General features: G+C 68.5%; 18 protein-coding genes. 6 read left to right on the plus strand and 12 right to left on the minus strand.

Features of this window, described 5'->3' with window-relative positions; all coding sequences use genetic code 11:
• Window positions 1–56 precede the first annotated feature (56 nt).
• Window positions 57–1202, plus strand: a complete 1146-nt coding sequence (locus tag DEJ14_RS14605) for an AI-2E family transporter (protein ID WP_111084664.1) — start codon at window positions 57–59, stop codon at window positions 1200–1202.
• 63 nt (window positions 1203–1265) lie between these two features.
• Window positions 1266–1694, plus strand: a complete 429-nt coding sequence (locus DEJ14_RS14610) for a BLUF domain-containing protein (RefSeq protein WP_111084665.1) — start codon at window positions 1266–1268, stop codon at window positions 1692–1694.
• Here DEJ14_RS14610 and DEJ14_RS14615 read toward each other — a convergent pair.
• The 4 genes from DEJ14_RS14615 to DEJ14_RS14630 all read right to left on the minus strand — a co-directional run bounded on the left by DEJ14_RS14615 (window position 1657) and on the right by DEJ14_RS14630 (window position 5719).
• Entirely contained in the window at window positions 1657–2289 is a 633-nt protein-coding gene (locus DEJ14_RS14615) for a ScbR family autoregulator-binding transcription factor (protein WP_181437452.1), read from the minus strand. The genes DEJ14_RS14610 and DEJ14_RS14615 overlap by 38 nt on opposite strands.
• 96 nt (window positions 2290–2385) lie before the next feature.
• On the minus strand, window positions 2386–3759 hold the full coding sequence (locus DEJ14_RS14620) for an ABC transporter substrate-binding protein (RefSeq protein ID WP_111084667.1): 1374 nt from the start codon (window positions 3757–3759) through the stop codon (window positions 2386–2388).
• A gap of 25 nt (window positions 3760–3784) precedes the next feature.
• Complete coding sequence (locus tag DEJ14_RS14625) at window positions 3785–4726, minus strand: carbohydrate ABC transporter permease (RefSeq protein ID WP_111084668.1); 942 nt, start codon at window positions 4724–4726, stop codon at window positions 3785–3787.
• 15 nt (window positions 4727–4741) lie between these two features.
• Window positions 4742–5719, minus strand: coding sequence for a carbohydrate ABC transporter permease (locus DEJ14_RS14630; protein ID WP_258373210.1), 978 nt, complete (start codon window positions 5717–5719; stop codon window positions 4742–4744).
• 200 nt (window positions 5720–5919) lie between these two features.
• On the opposite strand from DEJ14_RS14630, the gene DEJ14_RS14635 reads away from it, so the two are divergent.
• On the plus strand, window positions 5920–7152 hold the full coding sequence (locus tag DEJ14_RS14635; protein ID WP_502868764.1) for a Gfo/Idh/MocA family protein: 1233 nt from the start codon (window positions 5920–5922) through the stop codon (window positions 7150–7152).
• A 74-nt stretch (window positions 7153–7226) separates the two neighbouring features.
• Window positions 7227–8240, plus strand: coding sequence for a LacI family DNA-binding transcriptional regulator (locus tag DEJ14_RS14640; RefSeq protein ID WP_258373211.1), 1014 nt, complete (start codon window positions 7227–7229; stop codon window positions 8238–8240).
• Between the two features lie 57 nt (window positions 8241–8297).
• Here the strand turns inward: DEJ14_RS14640 and DEJ14_RS14645 are convergent, their stop codons facing one another.
• Window positions 8298–8825, minus strand: coding sequence for a hypothetical protein (locus DEJ14_RS14645; protein ID WP_181437453.1), 528 nt, complete (start codon window positions 8823–8825; stop codon window positions 8298–8300).
• On the minus strand, window positions 8822–9283 hold the full coding sequence (locus DEJ14_RS14650) for a winged helix-turn-helix transcriptional regulator (protein ID WP_111084670.1): 462 nt from the start codon (window positions 9281–9283) through the stop codon (window positions 8822–8824). The genes DEJ14_RS14645 and DEJ14_RS14650 overlap by 4 nt, the downstream gene beginning before the upstream one ends.
• A gap of 85 nt (window positions 9284–9368) precedes the next feature.
• Here DEJ14_RS14650 and DEJ14_RS14655 point away from each other — a divergent pair, with 85 nt between their 5' ends.
• Window positions 9369–10064: an SDR family oxidoreductase gene (locus DEJ14_RS14655; RefSeq protein ID WP_111084671.1), complete on the plus strand. Its 696-nt coding sequence runs from the start codon at window positions 9369–9371 to the stop codon at window positions 10062–10064.
• Between the two features lie 40 nt (window positions 10065–10104).
• Window positions 10105–10359, plus strand: a complete 255-nt coding sequence (locus DEJ14_RS14660) for a hypothetical protein (RefSeq protein WP_146249708.1) — start codon at window positions 10105–10107, stop codon at window positions 10357–10359.
• Between the two features lie 42 nt (window positions 10360–10401).
• Here the strand turns inward: DEJ14_RS14660 and DEJ14_RS14665 are convergent, their stop codons facing one another.
• The 6 genes from DEJ14_RS14665 to DEJ14_RS14690 all read right to left on the minus strand — a co-directional run bounded on the left by DEJ14_RS14665 (window position 10402) and on the right by DEJ14_RS14690 (window position 13919).
• Entirely contained in the window at window positions 10402–10965 is a 564-nt protein-coding gene (locus tag DEJ14_RS14665; protein WP_111084673.1) for a GrpB family protein, read from the minus strand.
• The gene (locus DEJ14_RS14670; RefSeq protein ID WP_111084674.1) at window positions 10962–11504 is read right to left on the minus strand and encodes a GNAT family N-acetyltransferase; all 543 of its coding nucleotides are present in this window, start codon (window positions 11502–11504) and stop codon (window positions 10962–10964) included. Before DEJ14_RS14670 ends, DEJ14_RS14665 begins: the two co-directional genes overlap by 4 nt.
• Window positions 11505–11661: 157 nt before the next feature.
• Complete coding sequence (locus DEJ14_RS14675; protein WP_111084675.1) at window positions 11662–12510, minus strand: hypothetical protein; 849 nt, start codon at window positions 12508–12510, stop codon at window positions 11662–11664.
• A 34-nt stretch (window positions 12511–12544) separates the two neighbouring features.
• On the minus strand, window positions 12545–12976 hold the full coding sequence (locus tag DEJ14_RS14680) for a hypothetical protein (protein ID WP_111084676.1): 432 nt from the start codon (window positions 12974–12976) through the stop codon (window positions 12545–12547).
• 42 nt (window positions 12977–13018) lie between these two features.
• Window positions 13019–13279 carry a TM2 domain-containing protein gene (locus DEJ14_RS14685; RefSeq protein ID WP_220036397.1) on the minus strand — a complete coding sequence of 87 codons (261 nt, stop codon included), beginning with the start codon at window positions 13277–13279 and terminating at the stop codon, window positions 13019–13021.
• 124 nt (window positions 13280–13403) lie between these two features.
• On the minus strand, window positions 13404–13919 hold the full coding sequence (locus DEJ14_RS14690) for a hypothetical protein (protein ID WP_111084678.1): 516 nt from the start codon (window positions 13917–13919) through the stop codon (window positions 13404–13406).
• Window positions 13920–14327: the final 408 nt, after the last annotated feature.

Below are 14327 nucleotides of genomic sequence, written 5' to 3' on the forward strand. Positions count from 1 at the left end.
GAGACGCCGGGCGCGGGTCCGGGCGCGCCGCCCCGCGGATCGGTACGGTCGATCCCATGCCGTTCTTCCGCGACAGCCCCCAGCCGACCACCCCCTCGAAGATCCAGGCGGCGTGGTCCGACTCGACGGGCCGCCTGGCGACGCGGTGCCTGCAGGTGATCATCGTCGTGGTGGTCGTCGCCGGCGTCGTCTACGCCGGCAGCGTGCTGAGCGTCGTCACCATCCCGGTGCTCCTCGCGCTCATCATCGCTTCGGCCATGCACCCGGTCGTGTCCTGGCTCCGCAAGCACAAGGTGCCGTCGGTGCTGGCGACCCTGTCCGTGCTCCTCGGCGTGCTCGTCATCCTCGGGCTGATCGGCTGGCTGATCGTCGTCGCCGTCGAGAACCAGTGGTCGCAGCTGCAGAAGTCGGCCGTCGACGGGTTCCAGCAGTTGCAGGACTTCGCGAAGAACCTACCGATCTCGATCTCGGACAAGCAGGTCGACGACGCCGTTGCGACCGTCACCGACTTCATCACGAGTGCGCAGTTCGGCTCCGGTGCCCTGGCCGGTGCCTCGGCCACCGCGAACTTCCTGACCGGTCTCGTGCTGATGATCGTGGTGCTGTTCTTCTTCCTCAAGGACGGCCCGAGCATCTGGGAGTTCCTGCTCCGTCCGTTCACCGGTGAGCGCTACGAGCGTGCACGTCGGGTGGGCGACCGCGTGGTCTCGACCCTCGGCGGGTACGTGCGCGGTACCGCCACGGTCGCCGCTGTCGACGCCATCGGCATCGGTGTCGGCATCGCGATCGTCGGCGTCCCGCTGGCACTCCCCCTGGCCGTCGTCGTGTTCATCACGGCCTTCATCCCGATCGTCGGTGCGACGGCAGCCGGCATCCTCGCCGCCCTGGTCGCGCTCGTCGCACTCGGTCCGGTCCAGGCGCTCATCGTCGTCGGGATCGTGATCCTGGTGAACCAGCTCGAGGGCAACCTGCTCCAGCCGGTGCTGATGGGACGCACCCTCAAGCTGCACGGTCTGGTCATCCTGATCGGCCTGACCGCGGGCACCGTCCTGGCGGGCATCACCGGTGCCATCATCTCGGTGCCGCTGCTCGCCGCCGCGTGGGGCGCGATCCTGGTCTGGGACGGCCCGAACACCCCCGCGCGTCCGTGGCGCAAGAAGCGCAACGAGGACGTCACGGCCCACGAACTCCCCGCCGACTGAACCCCGGGGCGTTCTGCGGACATCCGTTTCGCGCAACCGGGCCCGTCGCACGAAGATGGACCCGTGCTCGTCTCCATCGTCTACATGAGTCGCGCCGTCGTCCCCTTCGACGACGGCGACCTCGCGACGCTGCTGGACGGCTCACGGCTCCGCAACGAGGCGCTCGGCGTCTCCGGGCTGCTCGTCGTGAAGGGCGGCCGCTTCATGCAGTTGCTCGAGGGCCCCGCGTGGAGCGTCGACGACCGGTTCGCCGCCATCAGCCGTGATCCGCGGCACGGCGAGGTCAAGTCGCTCATCCGCGAGGACATCGAGCGACGACGCTTCGACGGCTGGTCGATGGCCTACCGCTCGCTCGACGACGCGGACGTCCACGCGGAGCCGGGCTTCAGTCCGTTCCTGTCCGGCGAGACCGACTTCCCGCGGTCGTTCGACCGCACGAGCGCCGCGTGGCTGCTCAAGTGGTTCCGCGACCGCGAACTCCACGACCGCTGAACGCGTCGTCGACGACCCCCAGCAACCGGTCGCGGTGCGCCGGGTCCGCCGTGGCCGTCAGGACCACCCGCCACATCGTCTCGACCGCGGGGAACAGGTCGGCTCGCCCGGTGCGGACGTCGGACACCAGTTGCACGCCCGTGAAGTACGGCACGACGGTGGCACCGAGCTGCTCCGCGGTCAGGTCGGTGCGGAGCTCGCCGCTCGCGATCGCGAGCCGGAACACGTCGACGATCCCGCCGATCCACTGCTCGTAGAAGCTGACCGTCGCCGCGTGGAACTCGCCGCGCTCGAGTGACAACCGGATGCCCGCCCGCACGATCGGGTCGGTCCGCAGCAGGTCCGCGATGGCTCGTGAGGCGCCGACCAGGGCAGCTGCTGGTGACTGCTCGGTGTGGCTCACGACGTCGAAGGTCCGGACGTTCTGCTCGTCGATCACGCCGAGCGCGAGGGCCAGCTTGGTCGGGAAGTGGAAGTGCAGCGCCCCCTGCGAGACGCCCGCCCCGCGGGCGATGGCCGCGATCGTCGCGGCGGCGAAGCCGACGCGGTCGAACTCCTCCGCAGCGGCCACCAGGATCTGCTCACGTCGTTCCACGTGACCAGTCTGACGGTCTGGAGGCGCGGGGCGGGTCCGCACCGCGCCTCCCGTCCGGTCCTGGTCGCGTCAGACCGCGTCAGGCGACCCGCGCGCTCAGGTGAGCGCCAGCAGGTTGTTGACCTGCTCGTTGATGCCGGTCAACGTCGAGATCGGCTTGCCGTTCGCGTAGACGTTGTCGAAGGCCGGCTGCAGCAGCGCCTGCACGTCCGCCGGGTTGCGGGTGACGGGGAACAGGAACGTGGTCTTCTCCTCGACCTGCCGGGTGAAGGCCGACACGTCCAGCCCGCGCTTCCGGAACGACGCGACCGCCGCCTCGGTACCGGCGGGACGGGCCGGGAACACCACGCCCGCGCGGCCGACGATCTCCTGCGCGGTGTCGCTGCCGAGGAACGCGACCCACTTCGCCGCCGCCTCCGGGTCCTTCGCCTGCTTCGTGATCGAGTCGCCGAGCCCGTTGAACATCGACGCCCGCTTGCCCGTCGGCCCGATCGGCGTCGGCGCGACGGCGATGTCGAGGTCCTTCATGTTCAGGTACGTGCCGATCATCCACGAGCCGTTGAAGGACAGCGCGCACTTGCCCGCGCCGAGCTGCACGTCCGGACCGGTCGTCGTCGAGAAGACGCCGTACTTCGCCATGTAGCCCTTGTCGGCCAGGCGGTAGTACCAGGCGAGGGTGTCCTGCACGGTCTTCTCGTCGTAGCGGAACTTGTCGCCCCACGGGTTCTCGTTCGTGTAGAACCAGTCGGTCGACCCGGTGAAGGGCGACCACTGCGTCTGGCCGAAGCCGTCGCCGCCGGACCCGTTCGACGAGATGCCGTAGACCTCGACGTCCTCCTTGTCGAACCCGGGCTCGTCACCCCGCCGACCCTTGGAGTCGATGGTCAGGTGCGCGAGCATCCGCTCGAACGAGCCGCCGTCGTCGGGGTTCCACTCGAGCGTGGCGAGCTCGTCGTCGGAGACGCCGGCCTGCTGCATCGCCTTCCGGTCGTAGAACATCCCGATGGTGTCCCAGTCCTTCGGCGAGCCGTAGCGGTGCCCGTCCTGGCCCTTCCACAGTTCGGCGAGGCCGGACTGGTAGTCGTCGTCGCTGATGGACTTCGTCGCGTCGAGCTCGTCGAGCTTGTAGAGCACGTCGAGGTCGGAGAACTGCGGGAACTTCGTCAGGTGGTCGGTGAAGACGTCCGGCGCGGTGCCGGCGATGAACCCGGCCGTCAGCTTGGTCCAGTAGTCGGCCCACCCGAGCTGGGTGATCTGCACCGTGATGTCGGGATTCTCGCGGTGGAAGGCCTTCGCGACCTGCTGGTAGGCGGGCAGCTGGTTGGAGTCCCAGAGCCAGTAGCTCACGGTGCGGGCGCCGCTCGTGGACGCGGTCCCGCGGCTCGGGGACGAGCAGGCGGCGAGCGCACCGAGGGCGAGGGCGGATGCCCCACCGGCGAAGAGGGCGCGGCGGGAGAGGTTGTTCGTCATGGTGGTGGTCCTGTCCGAGCCGGGGCTACTTGATCCCGGAGAAGCCGATGGAGTTGACGATCCGCTTGGCGAAGACGCCGAACAGCACGATCATCGGGAGCGCCGCCACGAGGGTCGCGGACATGAGCCCGGCCCAGTCGGTGCCGGACTGCGGGGACTGCGACTTGAAGACGCCGAGTGCGACGGTGAGCACCCGCGAGCTGTCGGTGTACGACACCATGAGCGGCCAGAAGTAGTCGTTCCAGCTCGTGATGTACGTCAGCACGGCGAGCGTCGCGATCGGTGCAGCGGCCATCGGGATGACGAGCCGGAAGAACACCCGGACCTTGCCCGCGCCGTCGATCAGTGCGGCCTCCTCGACCTCCTTCGAGATGCCGAGGAAGAACTGCCGCAGGAAGAACACCGCGAACGGGGTCATGAACATCGTCGGCAACGCGATGCCGAGCAGGTTGTCGACGAGCCCGAGCTGCTTGATGAGCGTGAAGTTCGGCAGCAGCGTGAAGATCGCGGGCACCATCAGGCCGGCGAGGAACACCCCGAAGACCTTGTCGCGTCCGGGCCAGCGCAGTCGGGCGAAGGCGTACGCGGCAGCGGCCGAGAAGAACACCTGGCCGACCGTGACGAGCGTCGACACGATCACCGAGTTGAGCAGGTACCGCCAGAAGTTCAGGGCAGCGCCGGAGCCGCCCTGGGCCAGGGCCTCCTCGGTGGACTGCAGGCCGAGGACCCGCTCGAACCCGCCCAGGCTGAACCCGACGGGCAGCAGTGACGTCGGGTCGGAGTTGATCGCACCGTTGGACGACAGGGCGGTGCGCAGGATCCAGTAGAACGGGAACAGGGTGACGACGATGACGATGATCATCGCGACCCAGGCGAGGACGCGGCCGACCGACGGACGGCGACGGTGGCCTGCTCCGAGTCGGGGCGGACGCTTCGTGGTGACGGAACGGGTGAGGGTCGTGGTCATGGTGCGGCGCTCCGTTCAGTCCAGGTCCGACTCACCCGAGCGGGTGAGGCGGTACTGGATGATCGTGATGATGCTGAGGACGATGAGGAGCGCGACCGAGACCGCGGACGCGTAGCCGAACTGGAACCGGCCGAACGCCAGGTTGTAGATGTAGTTCTGCACGACGTTCGTGGCGTTCGCGGGGCCGCCTTGCGTGGTGACGGCGACGGTGTCGAACACCTGGAACGACCCGATCACGGTGATGATGAGCACCAGCGACAGGATCGGGCGGAGCAGCGGCACCGTGATGCGCCAGAACATCTTCCACTCGCTCGCACCGTCGATGCGGCCGGCTTCGTACACCGTCTCGGGCAACGACTGCAGGCCGGCGAAGATCAGGAGCGCCGTGTAGCCGACGTGCCGCCACACGTTGATGAGCGCGATCGACGGGATGCCCCAGACGTCGCTCTGCAGGAACGGGATGCGGTCCAGGCCGAGGGCCGCGAGCATCTCGTTGCCGATGCCGAGCTGCGTGTCGAGGATCCACAGCCAGACGAGCGCCGCGACGACGTTCGACACCAGGTAGGGCGCGAGGACGATGCCGCGTACGAAGGTCGACTTCGTCAGGCGGTGCATCATCACGGCGATGAAGAGTGCGACGACCGTCTGGATGACGATGTTGATGAGCACGTACTCGATGGTGACGACCATCGAGTGCCAGAAGATCGAGTCCTGCATGAGCCGCGCGTAGTTCTGCAGCCCGGTGAACTCCGGTTCGGTGAGCAGGTTGTAGGACGTGAAGCTCAGGTAGATGCCCCGCACGGTCGGCCAGGCGAGGAACACCACGAAGCCGATCGCGGCCGGGGCGATGAAGAGCAGCGCGAGCCACAGGTCGTTCCGGGGACGGCGGCGGCGTGGGACGGTGGTACGGGCGAGCGGGAGGTCGGCTGCCCGACTCCTCCGTCTCGTGCTGGCGGTCGTCAAGGGTGACGACACAGGGCTCTCGGTGGCCATCGCGACTCCTTCGTCTGCGGTGGACTGACGTGCAGCAGTCCGCGAGCCGGGAATCTACACGTGGTGACACCGGGTGGCAAGAGGCTTTTTCACGCTCCGAATCCGGGGTTGTCACGTGTAGACAATCGTGTCAGGATGGCGGTCGATCGCATCGGCGCGACCTGCCCGGCGACGCATCCCTCACCCTGGAAAGGTCACTGATGATCTCTGTCGGAATGGTCGGCGCGGGCCAGTTCGCCCCCCAGTTCGCCAAGCTGTTCAAGCTCCACCCGGACGTCGACCGCGTCTTCGTGACCGACCTCGTCGACGACCGCGCGTCGGAGCTCGTCGAGTCGCAGCACCTCGACGGCACGTTCGCCGACTTCGACGCCGTGCTCGCCTCGGACGTCGACGCCGTCGCGATCTTCACGCAGCGCTGGACGCACGGTCCGCTCGTCGTCAAGGCGCTCCGCGCCGGCAAGCACGTCTACTCGGCGGTGCCGATGGCGATCTCGGTCGACGAGATCCGCGACATCATCGAGGCCGTCCGTGAAACCGGGCTCACCTACATGATGGGCGAGACGAGCTACTACAACCCCGCGACGGTGTTCGCCCGCAAGCAGGTCGCCGACGGCGCCTTCGGCCGGGTCTTCTACTCCGAGGGCGACTACGTCCACGACATGGACCTCGGGTTCTACGCCGCGTACCAGTTCAGCGGTGGCGAGGACTGGAAGCGCACCGCCAGCTACCCGCCCATGCTGTACCCGACCCACTCGGTCGGCGGCGTCCTCGGCGCCATCCCGGGCCACGCGGTCAGCGTCAGCTGCATCGGCGTCAAGGACGACCGGGGCGACGGCGTCTTCGACAAGGACGTCAGCCAGTTCGACAACGACTTCTCGAACGCCACCGCCCTGTTCGAGCTCGACAACGGCGGCGTCATGCGCATCAACGAGATGCGCCGTGTCGGCTACCCGTCGCACATCCGCGAGTCCCGCTTCCGCTACTTCGGCACCGAAGCCAGCTTCGAGCAGCTCGCGAAGACCAGCGTCTGGCAGGACAAGGAGGACTCGCACGACATCAGCGACAAGATCAACACGCAGGCGACGATGGACCTCGACGACCCGCGTCTCGCCGGCGTCGACCCCTCGCTGCGCGACGCGTTCGTGTCCGGGTACGCCGAAGTGCACGACACCGACCGCCTGCCCGCCGAGTACGCCGGCGTGCCGACCGGGCACGAGGGCAGCCACCAGTTCCTGGCCGACGACTTCGTCCGCGCCGTCGTCGACCGGACGCTGCCGCCGGTGAACGCCTGGACCGCCGCGCGCTTCACGCTGCCCGGCATCATCGCCCACCAGTCGGCCTTGCAGGGCGGCGCACGCCTCGAGGTGCCGGACTTCGGGGACGCCCCGGAGACGACCTCGGCGGCGCCCTCGTCTAGTATCGCCAGCGAATAGCAAGTGGTGTTCGGGTGTCGGTCCGCACGGACCGGCACCCGAACGCGACTTCCGACCCGACGAAGGTGGCACCCGTGACCGTCCCGACGACCCCGAGGGCGGTCACCCGCGCCGACGTCGCCCGGTACGCCGGCGTGAGCACCTCGGTCGTCAGCTACGTCGTGCACGACGGCCCCCGCCCCGTCGCGGCCGCCACCGCCGCCCGGGTCCGCGACGCCATCCGGGTCCTCGGGTACCGCCCGAACGCCAGCGCCCAGGCCCTGCGCACCGGGTCGTCGAAGATGCTCGGGCTCATCGTGCCCGAGCTCGACAACCCGTTCTGGTCGGAGCTCGCCGTCGAGGTCACCCACGCCGCGGCCGCCCGCGGCTACGACGTCCTGCTCGCCAACAGCGACGGTGACGGCACCCAGGAGCGCGAACGGCTCCGCAGCCTGTCCGCCCGCCAGGTCGACGGCATAATCCTGACGAGCATCATGACCCACCCGGACCTGTCCAACGTCTCCGACCCGGGCATCCCGCTCGTCCTGCTCAACACCTTCTTCGAGGTCCCCGACTACGCGAGCATCGGCGTCGACGCCCTGCGCGGCGCGTACGACGGCACCCGGCACCTGGTCGAGCACGGCTACGGGTCGATCGGCCTGGTGATGGGGCACGCCGGCTCGATGGAACTCCGCGAACAGGGCTGGATGCGGGCCCTGCGCGACGCCGGACTGCCGGACGGCCCGATCGTGCGCTGCGACTTCACCCGACGGGGTGGGTACGAGGCCGGCCTCCGCATGTTCGCGGACGGGACGGGACCCCGGGCCGTCTTCGTCAGCTCGGACATGCAGGCCGTCGGTGTGCTGCGGGCACTGTGGGAACTCGGCCTGCGGGCACCAGAGGACGTCGCGATCGTGTCGTTCGACGGCGGTGCCGAGGCGGACTACACGAACCCGCAGCTCACGACGGTCCGGCAGCCGATCGAGACGATGGCGACCGCCGCCGTCGACCGCGTGCTCGGGCTCGACGCGGACAACCAGTGGCACCGCGACCTCGTGCCCGCCGAGTTGGTCCTGGGCGCGAGTTGCGGATGCGACGTGCGTCGCTGACGCACCCACCAGACGGACGGGAGGCGCGGGGCGGGCCCGCCAAGGGCCTCCCGTCCGTCAGCTGGCCGTGTTCACCTTCACGCCGCCTCGTGATCGCTTCCACCACGGCCGGCGTTCCGCCTCCTCGTAAGCGGCCAGCCAGACGGCAGCGACCCGTGACTTCAGCTGCCGAACGATGGCGCTGAGGAAACAGACGACGAAGAAGATCACCGTCGCGGTGACGATCACGACGTAGAACACGAGGCTGAACCCGAAAGCGGTGTCGGAATCCGATGCCGCGATCGATGAGATGACCGATGATGCGGTCGCCGCCAAGATGGCGAACATCGCTGTCCCCGCTCCGAGCAGCTGCAAGAACAGGCCTGGACCGAGCTGCGACCGATCTCGCAGTTCCCCGAGGACCTTTTGCCGCAGATCCGCGTCCTTCGCTGCGCGTAAGTACGCAGTTACGTCCGCCTCGGTCGGCACGCGCCCGTTGGTCCGCTTCGGCATGAAGTGCTTCCATCGATCCTGCTCGGGCGAGGTGTCGGTTCGGTCTTGTTGTCCCACATCGATCGCTATCGGCACCGCACACGACTGCGTCACGTGTCGGACGCACGCTCCGTCACGGCGGTGAGCCGCTGGAGCGGCACACGCTGCTGGGACTCCTGCGTCACCGCGACCGCTTCGACCGGTTCGCCGGACTCGGTGTCGACGAAGCGCAGGTCCGACGTCAGCTCGGACGGCCGGTACCGGTCGGCCCACCCGCCGAGCGCCAGCAACACCAGCGAGAGGTCGCGGCCGGCGTCGGTGAGCACGTACTCCTCGCGCGCCCGGGCACCCTCCGGCTTGTAGGTCGTGCGCTCGAGCACTCCCCCGTCGACGAGGGAGGACAGTCGCGCGGTCAGGACTTCGCGCGGAACGCCGAGGCTCTGCTGGAACTGACTGAAGCGCGTGGAACCGGCGAGGGCGTCACGCACGATCATGAGCGTCCACTTCTCGCCGAGGACGTCGAGGGACCGTGCGATGGGGCAGCGCTCGTCGCCGCCGAGGATGCCGAGCATGCGTTCATCCTAGCTGGGTTCGATTTCCGGACACAACGTGCTAGGTTCGGTTTCCGTACTCAACTTCTCTCGTCTGGAGCCTCACATGACCAACCTCACCAACGCCATCGTCCTCGTCACCGGAGCGAACGGCGGCCTCGGCGCCGAGTTCGTCCAGCAGGCCCTGGACCGCGGCGCCGCCAAGGTCTACGCGACCGCCCGCACCCCGCGCACCTGGGACGACGCGCGCATCGTGCCGCTCGCCCTCGACGTCACGAGCCAGGAGAGCGTCGACGCCGCTGCCCGTGCCGCCGCGGACACCACGATCGTCGTGAACAACGCCGGGATCGCCGGTGCCGACCCGCTCGTCGACACCTCGGTCGCGGAGGTCGAGCGCATCTTCGCGACGAACGTCTTCGGCGCGCTCCGTGTCGCGAAGGCCTTCGCTCCCACGATCGGCGGCGGCGCGCTGATCGACGTGCACTCGGCCCTGAGCTGGGTCGCCCTGGCCGGTGCGTACTCGGCGTCGAAGGCGGCGTTCTGGTCGATCACGAACTCGCTCCGCCTCGAGCTCGCACCCCAGGGCACCCAGGTCGTCGGCGCACACCTCGGCTACACCGACACCGGCATGACCGCGGGGCTCGACGTCGAGAAGTCCGACCCGGCCGACATCGTCCGGCTCATCTGGGACGCCGTCGAGGCCGGCGAGCACGAGGTGCTGGCGGACCAGGTCAGCCGTGACGTGCGGGCCGGGCTCAGCGCACCGTTGACGGCGCTGTACCCGGCGCTCGCCAGCGCCTGATTGACGTCGAGAGCGCGTCGCGCGCCGTACGGTGGAGGACGTGCAGTTCCTGGCGTCCGCCCTCCGGCTCCCGATCGTCGGCTTCGGCGCGCTCGCACTCTGGCTGCTGACGACCTCGGGCGGCGAGTTGACGAAGGTCCTGCTCGGTGTCGGCTCGGCTCTGCTCGCCGTGGGTGGCTACGTCGGTCAGACCGCTGCGGAGCGAACAGTGCGGAATCAACAGCTCGACCAAGCGGTGGCGCGGAAGGACGAGTGGGAGCGGGAGCACGACGGCGTCGAGGACCAGGAACGTTGACGCTCCTGGTTCGGGAACCGCGAGGTTCGCGAACCAGAACGGTCAGCCGCGGGCGCCTCTGCCGGTGATGTCGCGGTTCACTTCGGTGATCGCGGCGCGCTCCTCGACGGAGATGCCTGCGGCAGCCAGGACACGACTGAGCACGCCGCTCTTGCGCTCGATGTAGTCGTCGATGTCCTCGGCCTCGGCGGCCGCCCGGCGCTTCACGGCGGCGTACTCTTCGCGCAGGGCCGGGTCGGCGCGCAGCACGTCGCGGACGGCGAGGTGGTTCCGGAGCGAGAGCGATCCAGCGGTGGCGACGTAGGTGTTGCTCGGGGCGAAGCGCTCGGGTGTCCGGAAGGCCTGCCGGTCGGGGACGCCGAGGTCTCCGCGAGGCTCGAAGCCGATCGTGGCCAGCGCAGCGACCGCCGCCGCGACGTCGCTGGCGTCGACCACGATGTCGACGTCGATCACGGGCTTCGCCGCCAGTCCGGGCACCGAGGTGCTGCCGACGTGTTCGATGCTGCGGTACCGAGCGCCGGCGTCGTCGAGGGCCGCGGCGTACGCGTCCCGCAACATCGCGAACCGCTCGGGCCACGACGGCTGGTGTTCGACGACCTCGATCATCGAGGGCGCCGCGTGGCAGGCGGTGGTGCGAGGAGCTGGAACATGACGTGGTCGCGCCACGCTCCGTTGATCGTGATGTACTCCGGCGCGAACCCGTAGCGGGTGAACCCCGCGGACTCGAGCGCACGCTGCGAGCCCACGTTCTCCGGAAGGGTCTCGGCCTGCACCCGGTGGAGTCGGAGGACGTCGAACGCGTGGGCGGCAGCAGCGGCGACGGCGCGGGAGGCGTGACCCTGACGCAGCCGGTCGGCGCGGATCCAGTACCCCATCGCGCAGGACTGCAGGGCTCCGCGGGTGACGCCGCTCAGCGTGATGCGCCCGAGGAGTTCACCGTCGGTCGACTCGATCACGAACGGGACCGCGGTGCCGGCGCGCTCCGCAGCGAGCGACTGCACGATGACGTCGTGCTGGCCCTGCTCGGTGAAGTACGCCGGTGCCCGGGACGGCTCCCACGGTCGCAGGTGGTCGGCGCTCGCGGTGATGACGGCGGCGAGCGTCGCCGCGTCGTCGACGCGGAGCAGGCGCAACCGGGTGTCCATGGCGGAGGGTGTGGGATTCGAACCCGCCCCGGAACGGCGAGGTCGCCCGGTCTCATCCACGCTTTGCCGGTTATTGGCCGACTTCGGGTGTCGCTGAATCACGAGCATGCGCTCCAATCACGGGCAGATGTGGGCAAATTGTGGGCACGACCCACAGTCACTCCCCTGGCTCGAAGTTGACACCGTCGGCCGCGGCGTCGAGCTCTTCGCGCAGCTTTGCGACAAGCCGCTTCTGGGTCGGCTGCAGAACGTCGAGGACACGACGAGCGACGCTGGTGGACCGCCGGAGCCTGTCCAACAGATCTCGCCGCTCCAGGAGGTCCGCCGTGCGCTTGGCACCGACGATCGACCGTAGCCGATCGAGGCGTGGTCGTTCGCGCTTCTCGAACCGAGCTCGGACATCGTCCGGCGAGAGGTGATGGTCTTCGCCGTCGAGCCCCGTGATGACCGTTCCGTCGATCAAGTCGTCGTTGAGCTGCTGCTCTGCCTTCTCGATCTCGCGCAGGACCCGGTGGGGGTAGCGGGCCGCTGCAGCCCGTGCGATTGCCACGGTCGTCTGCCATGGCACGAGCAGGTCAGCCTCGTGCTCGTTGGCCGGCGCCGCGACGAGGTCCGACACTGGCAGCCCGACCAGATCGGCCAGACGTCCGACTTTGTGGACCGTCGTGGTGCCGGAAGTGTCCGCGGTGTACTCGGCGATGTCGAGCGGCACGAGCAGGAACAGCACTTCATCGGCTGCCGACCTCTCATCCTTGGCGGGCGACGCACGACGGAGGGCGAGCATCTTCCGTTCTTCGGCGATGTGCTCGTGACGCAGGTCCCACCTCACCTCGAGGCGAGCCGGCGAGACCCACTCTCGCTTGCCCTCCCAGCGGTCAGCGACGAGCTCCACCTGCACCTTCTTGTCGCCGACCTTCACGACTGCAGCTTCGTGGAACGTGGCGGACGACCGCGCGATCCGGTACGCCCACCGCTGCCCGCGCTGCAGTTCGCCCAGCTCCGCCATGCCAGGCATCGTTGCAGCAGTTACGGCTCGGACGCTAGCGATGCGCCGTGATCCAAGCGACCGCAGCTTCGGGGAGACGGAATTCGTAGTCCTGGCCCTCCCAAGAGGTTCCGGGCACGATGCCCCCTGCTGCAACGACACGATGGAGCACTTCAGTCGGGATGCGCTCCTCAGCGTGCTCGAGGAGCCATGTACGGGTGCGCTCATCGAGCTTCGGCCACCAGTTCTGGACGTCGAAGATGCCGCGATCGCGCCACTCGCCGTCGATGAGCTCGGAGACCACGTTGCCGGCGAAGATGCTCACATTGTCGCCCTCGTCGCGGACCACGATGTTCGCTAGCCCTTCCTTCGCCGCCAGCCGGTCGCCAGCAGCCTTGGCGTCGGCGACTGTCTTGTACACGCCAGTCCGATAGGGGCCGTCTGCTTGGCCGTCACGGTTGTTGTCGTGCTCCACTGCGTAGCTCATGCTCGGAACCTAGTCGGAGGCACCGACGGCATCGGAGGCGAGTCAGCGGAGCGTCGGTGTGACCGAGTTCTTCTCGTTGACGTCGATGACCTGACCGTCGAGGGTGAAGACGTCGACGAGGACACCGATGCCGAAGAGGCCTCCGGTGAACGTGTAGAGGATGCCGGTGCCGATCTTGCCCATGTAGTAGCGGTGCGCACCAACGATGCCGAAGAAGAAGATCCACTTGTACGCGGTGCCGATGTGCTTCTGCGGGCGAGCGTTGGCGTAAGCCTGCTGGGGTGCGGGAGCGGTGCTAGTCATGTCGGTTCTCCTGGTCGGGTCACTGGTGAGCGATCCCCACCTCCGGGAACGTACAGGCTGCATCGTCTCGTCTCCACGCCCCCAACAGGGGCACGCGAGGCTACATCCGGAACGTGCCGAGCCCCTACGCCTCCGACGTTTCGCCCTCGTGCTTCATCAGGGCGGCGCCTTGGCGTTTCAAGACGTCGTCGCTGATGTGACCCGCAAGCCATCCGGAGAGGGTCTGCATCGTTGCGTTCGCCCAGGTCCGCCCTTCACTGAAGGCGCCAAGGATGAACGCCTCGGAACGGTCCGTGCTCCCGTCCATGGTCTGCATGGCTGACCACCACAGGAGCATCCCTCGCTCGTGCTGCAGCGCCAGCCAATCCCCGGACAGGGCGTCCTCAGTGTCAAGCGTCGTGCGGTACACCGCGATGCGACCCCGCAATTCCCGGAGATGCGCCTGTATCGGTTCATGCACTGGATCCAGGGAGATGAACTGCGCGAGGGACAGGATGATCGGTTCGGCTGCGGCCGTTCGACGTTCCAGGTACCGGCTCCGCTCCGCGCTCTTCCGTTCCGAACGAGCGAGCCAGATCGCGATCGCTGTCGGTACGAGGATCGCCGCGACGGGGATCACGATGTCGCTGATCGGGTTCATGCGCCGAGCGTATGGCCAGCGCGAATGCCTTCGTGTCGGCCGTGCCCGACATCATGTCCGCATGGGCCGGAGACGTCGAGACCGGTGGTCTCTCGGACCATCGCTCAGCCTGCCCGAGGCGGCCTACGGTGGCCCCGTCTACGACCTCGCAGATCCCGACCCTGTCCTCGCCTGGGTGACGTTCCCCGACCGCTGTATCGAGGTCGAGTCACGCGTTATCGCGTACACGGAGCGAGCGGTCCTCGTCGAGTGGGGGTTCTCGCAGGCGGCGGAGTGCGCGTGGGCGTGGCGCGACGCGGTGCAGCCGATCTCTGCCCCCGCGCTGAGCCAGGATCCCGGCGGCACCCGCGGTTCGGCGCGCCCCGGACACGGGGAAGAGGAAGCATCCGGAGGGCTGTTATGGTGGCC

The sequence above is a fragment of the Curtobacterium sp. MCJR17_020 genome (assembly GCF_003234365.2).
In the GTDB taxonomy this organism is placed as follows: Bacteria; Actinomycetota; Actinomycetes; order Actinomycetales; family Microbacteriaceae; genus Curtobacterium.

What these genes read in the sequence shown, in the direction of transcription:
- DEJ14_RS14690 (WP_111084678.1), bottom strand. Translation starts at nt 13,919, where the DNA reads ATGAACCCGATCAGCGACATCGTGATCCCCGTCGCGGCGATCCTCGTA.
- DEJ14_RS14680 (WP_111084676.1), bottom strand. Translation starts at nt 12,976, where the DNA reads ATGAGCTACGCAGTGGAGCACGACAACAACCGTGACGGCCAAGCAGAC.
- DEJ14_RS14655 (WP_111084671.1), top strand. Translation starts at nt 9,369, where the DNA reads ATGACCAACCTCACCAACGCCATCGTCCTCGTCACCGGAGCGAACGGC.
- DEJ14_RS14620 (WP_111084667.1), bottom strand. Translation starts at nt 3,759, where the DNA reads ATGACGAACAACCTCTCCCGCCGCGCCCTCTTCGCCGGTGGGGCATCC.
- DEJ14_RS14605 (WP_111084664.1), top strand. Translation starts at nt 57, where the DNA reads ATGCCGTTCTTCCGCGACAGCCCCCAGCCGACCACCCCCTCGAAGATC.
- DEJ14_RS14675 (WP_111084675.1), bottom strand. Translation starts at nt 12,510, where the DNA reads ATGGCGGAGCTGGGCGAACTGCAGCGCGGGCAGCGGTGGGCGTACCGG.
- DEJ14_RS14650 (WP_111084670.1), bottom strand. Translation starts at nt 9,283, where the DNA reads ATGCTCGGCATCCTCGGCGGCGACGAGCGCTGCCCCATCGCACGGTCC.
- DEJ14_RS14625 (WP_111084668.1), bottom strand. Translation starts at nt 4,726, where the DNA reads ATGACCACGACCCTCACCCGTTCCGTCACCACGAAGCGTCCGCCCCGA.
- DEJ14_RS14635 (WP_502868764.1), top strand. Translation starts at nt 5,920, where the DNA reads ATGATCTCTGTCGGAATGGTCGGCGCGGGCCAGTTCGCCCCCCAGTTC.
- DEJ14_RS14665 (WP_111084673.1), bottom strand. Translation starts at nt 10,965, where the DNA reads ATGATCGAGGTCGTCGAACACCAGCCGTCGTGGCCCGAGCGGTTCGCG.
- DEJ14_RS14630 (WP_258373210.1), bottom strand. Translation starts at nt 5,719, where the DNA reads ATGGCCACCGAGAGCCCTGTGTCGTCACCCTTGACGACCGCCAGCACG.
- DEJ14_RS14670 (WP_111084674.1), bottom strand. Translation starts at nt 11,504, where the DNA reads ATGGACACCCGGTTGCGCCTGCTCCGCGTCGACGACGCGGCGACGCTC.
- DEJ14_RS14685 (WP_220036397.1), bottom strand. Translation starts at nt 13,279, where the DNA reads ATGACTAGCACCGCTCCCGCACCCCAGCAGGCTTACGCCAACGCTCGC.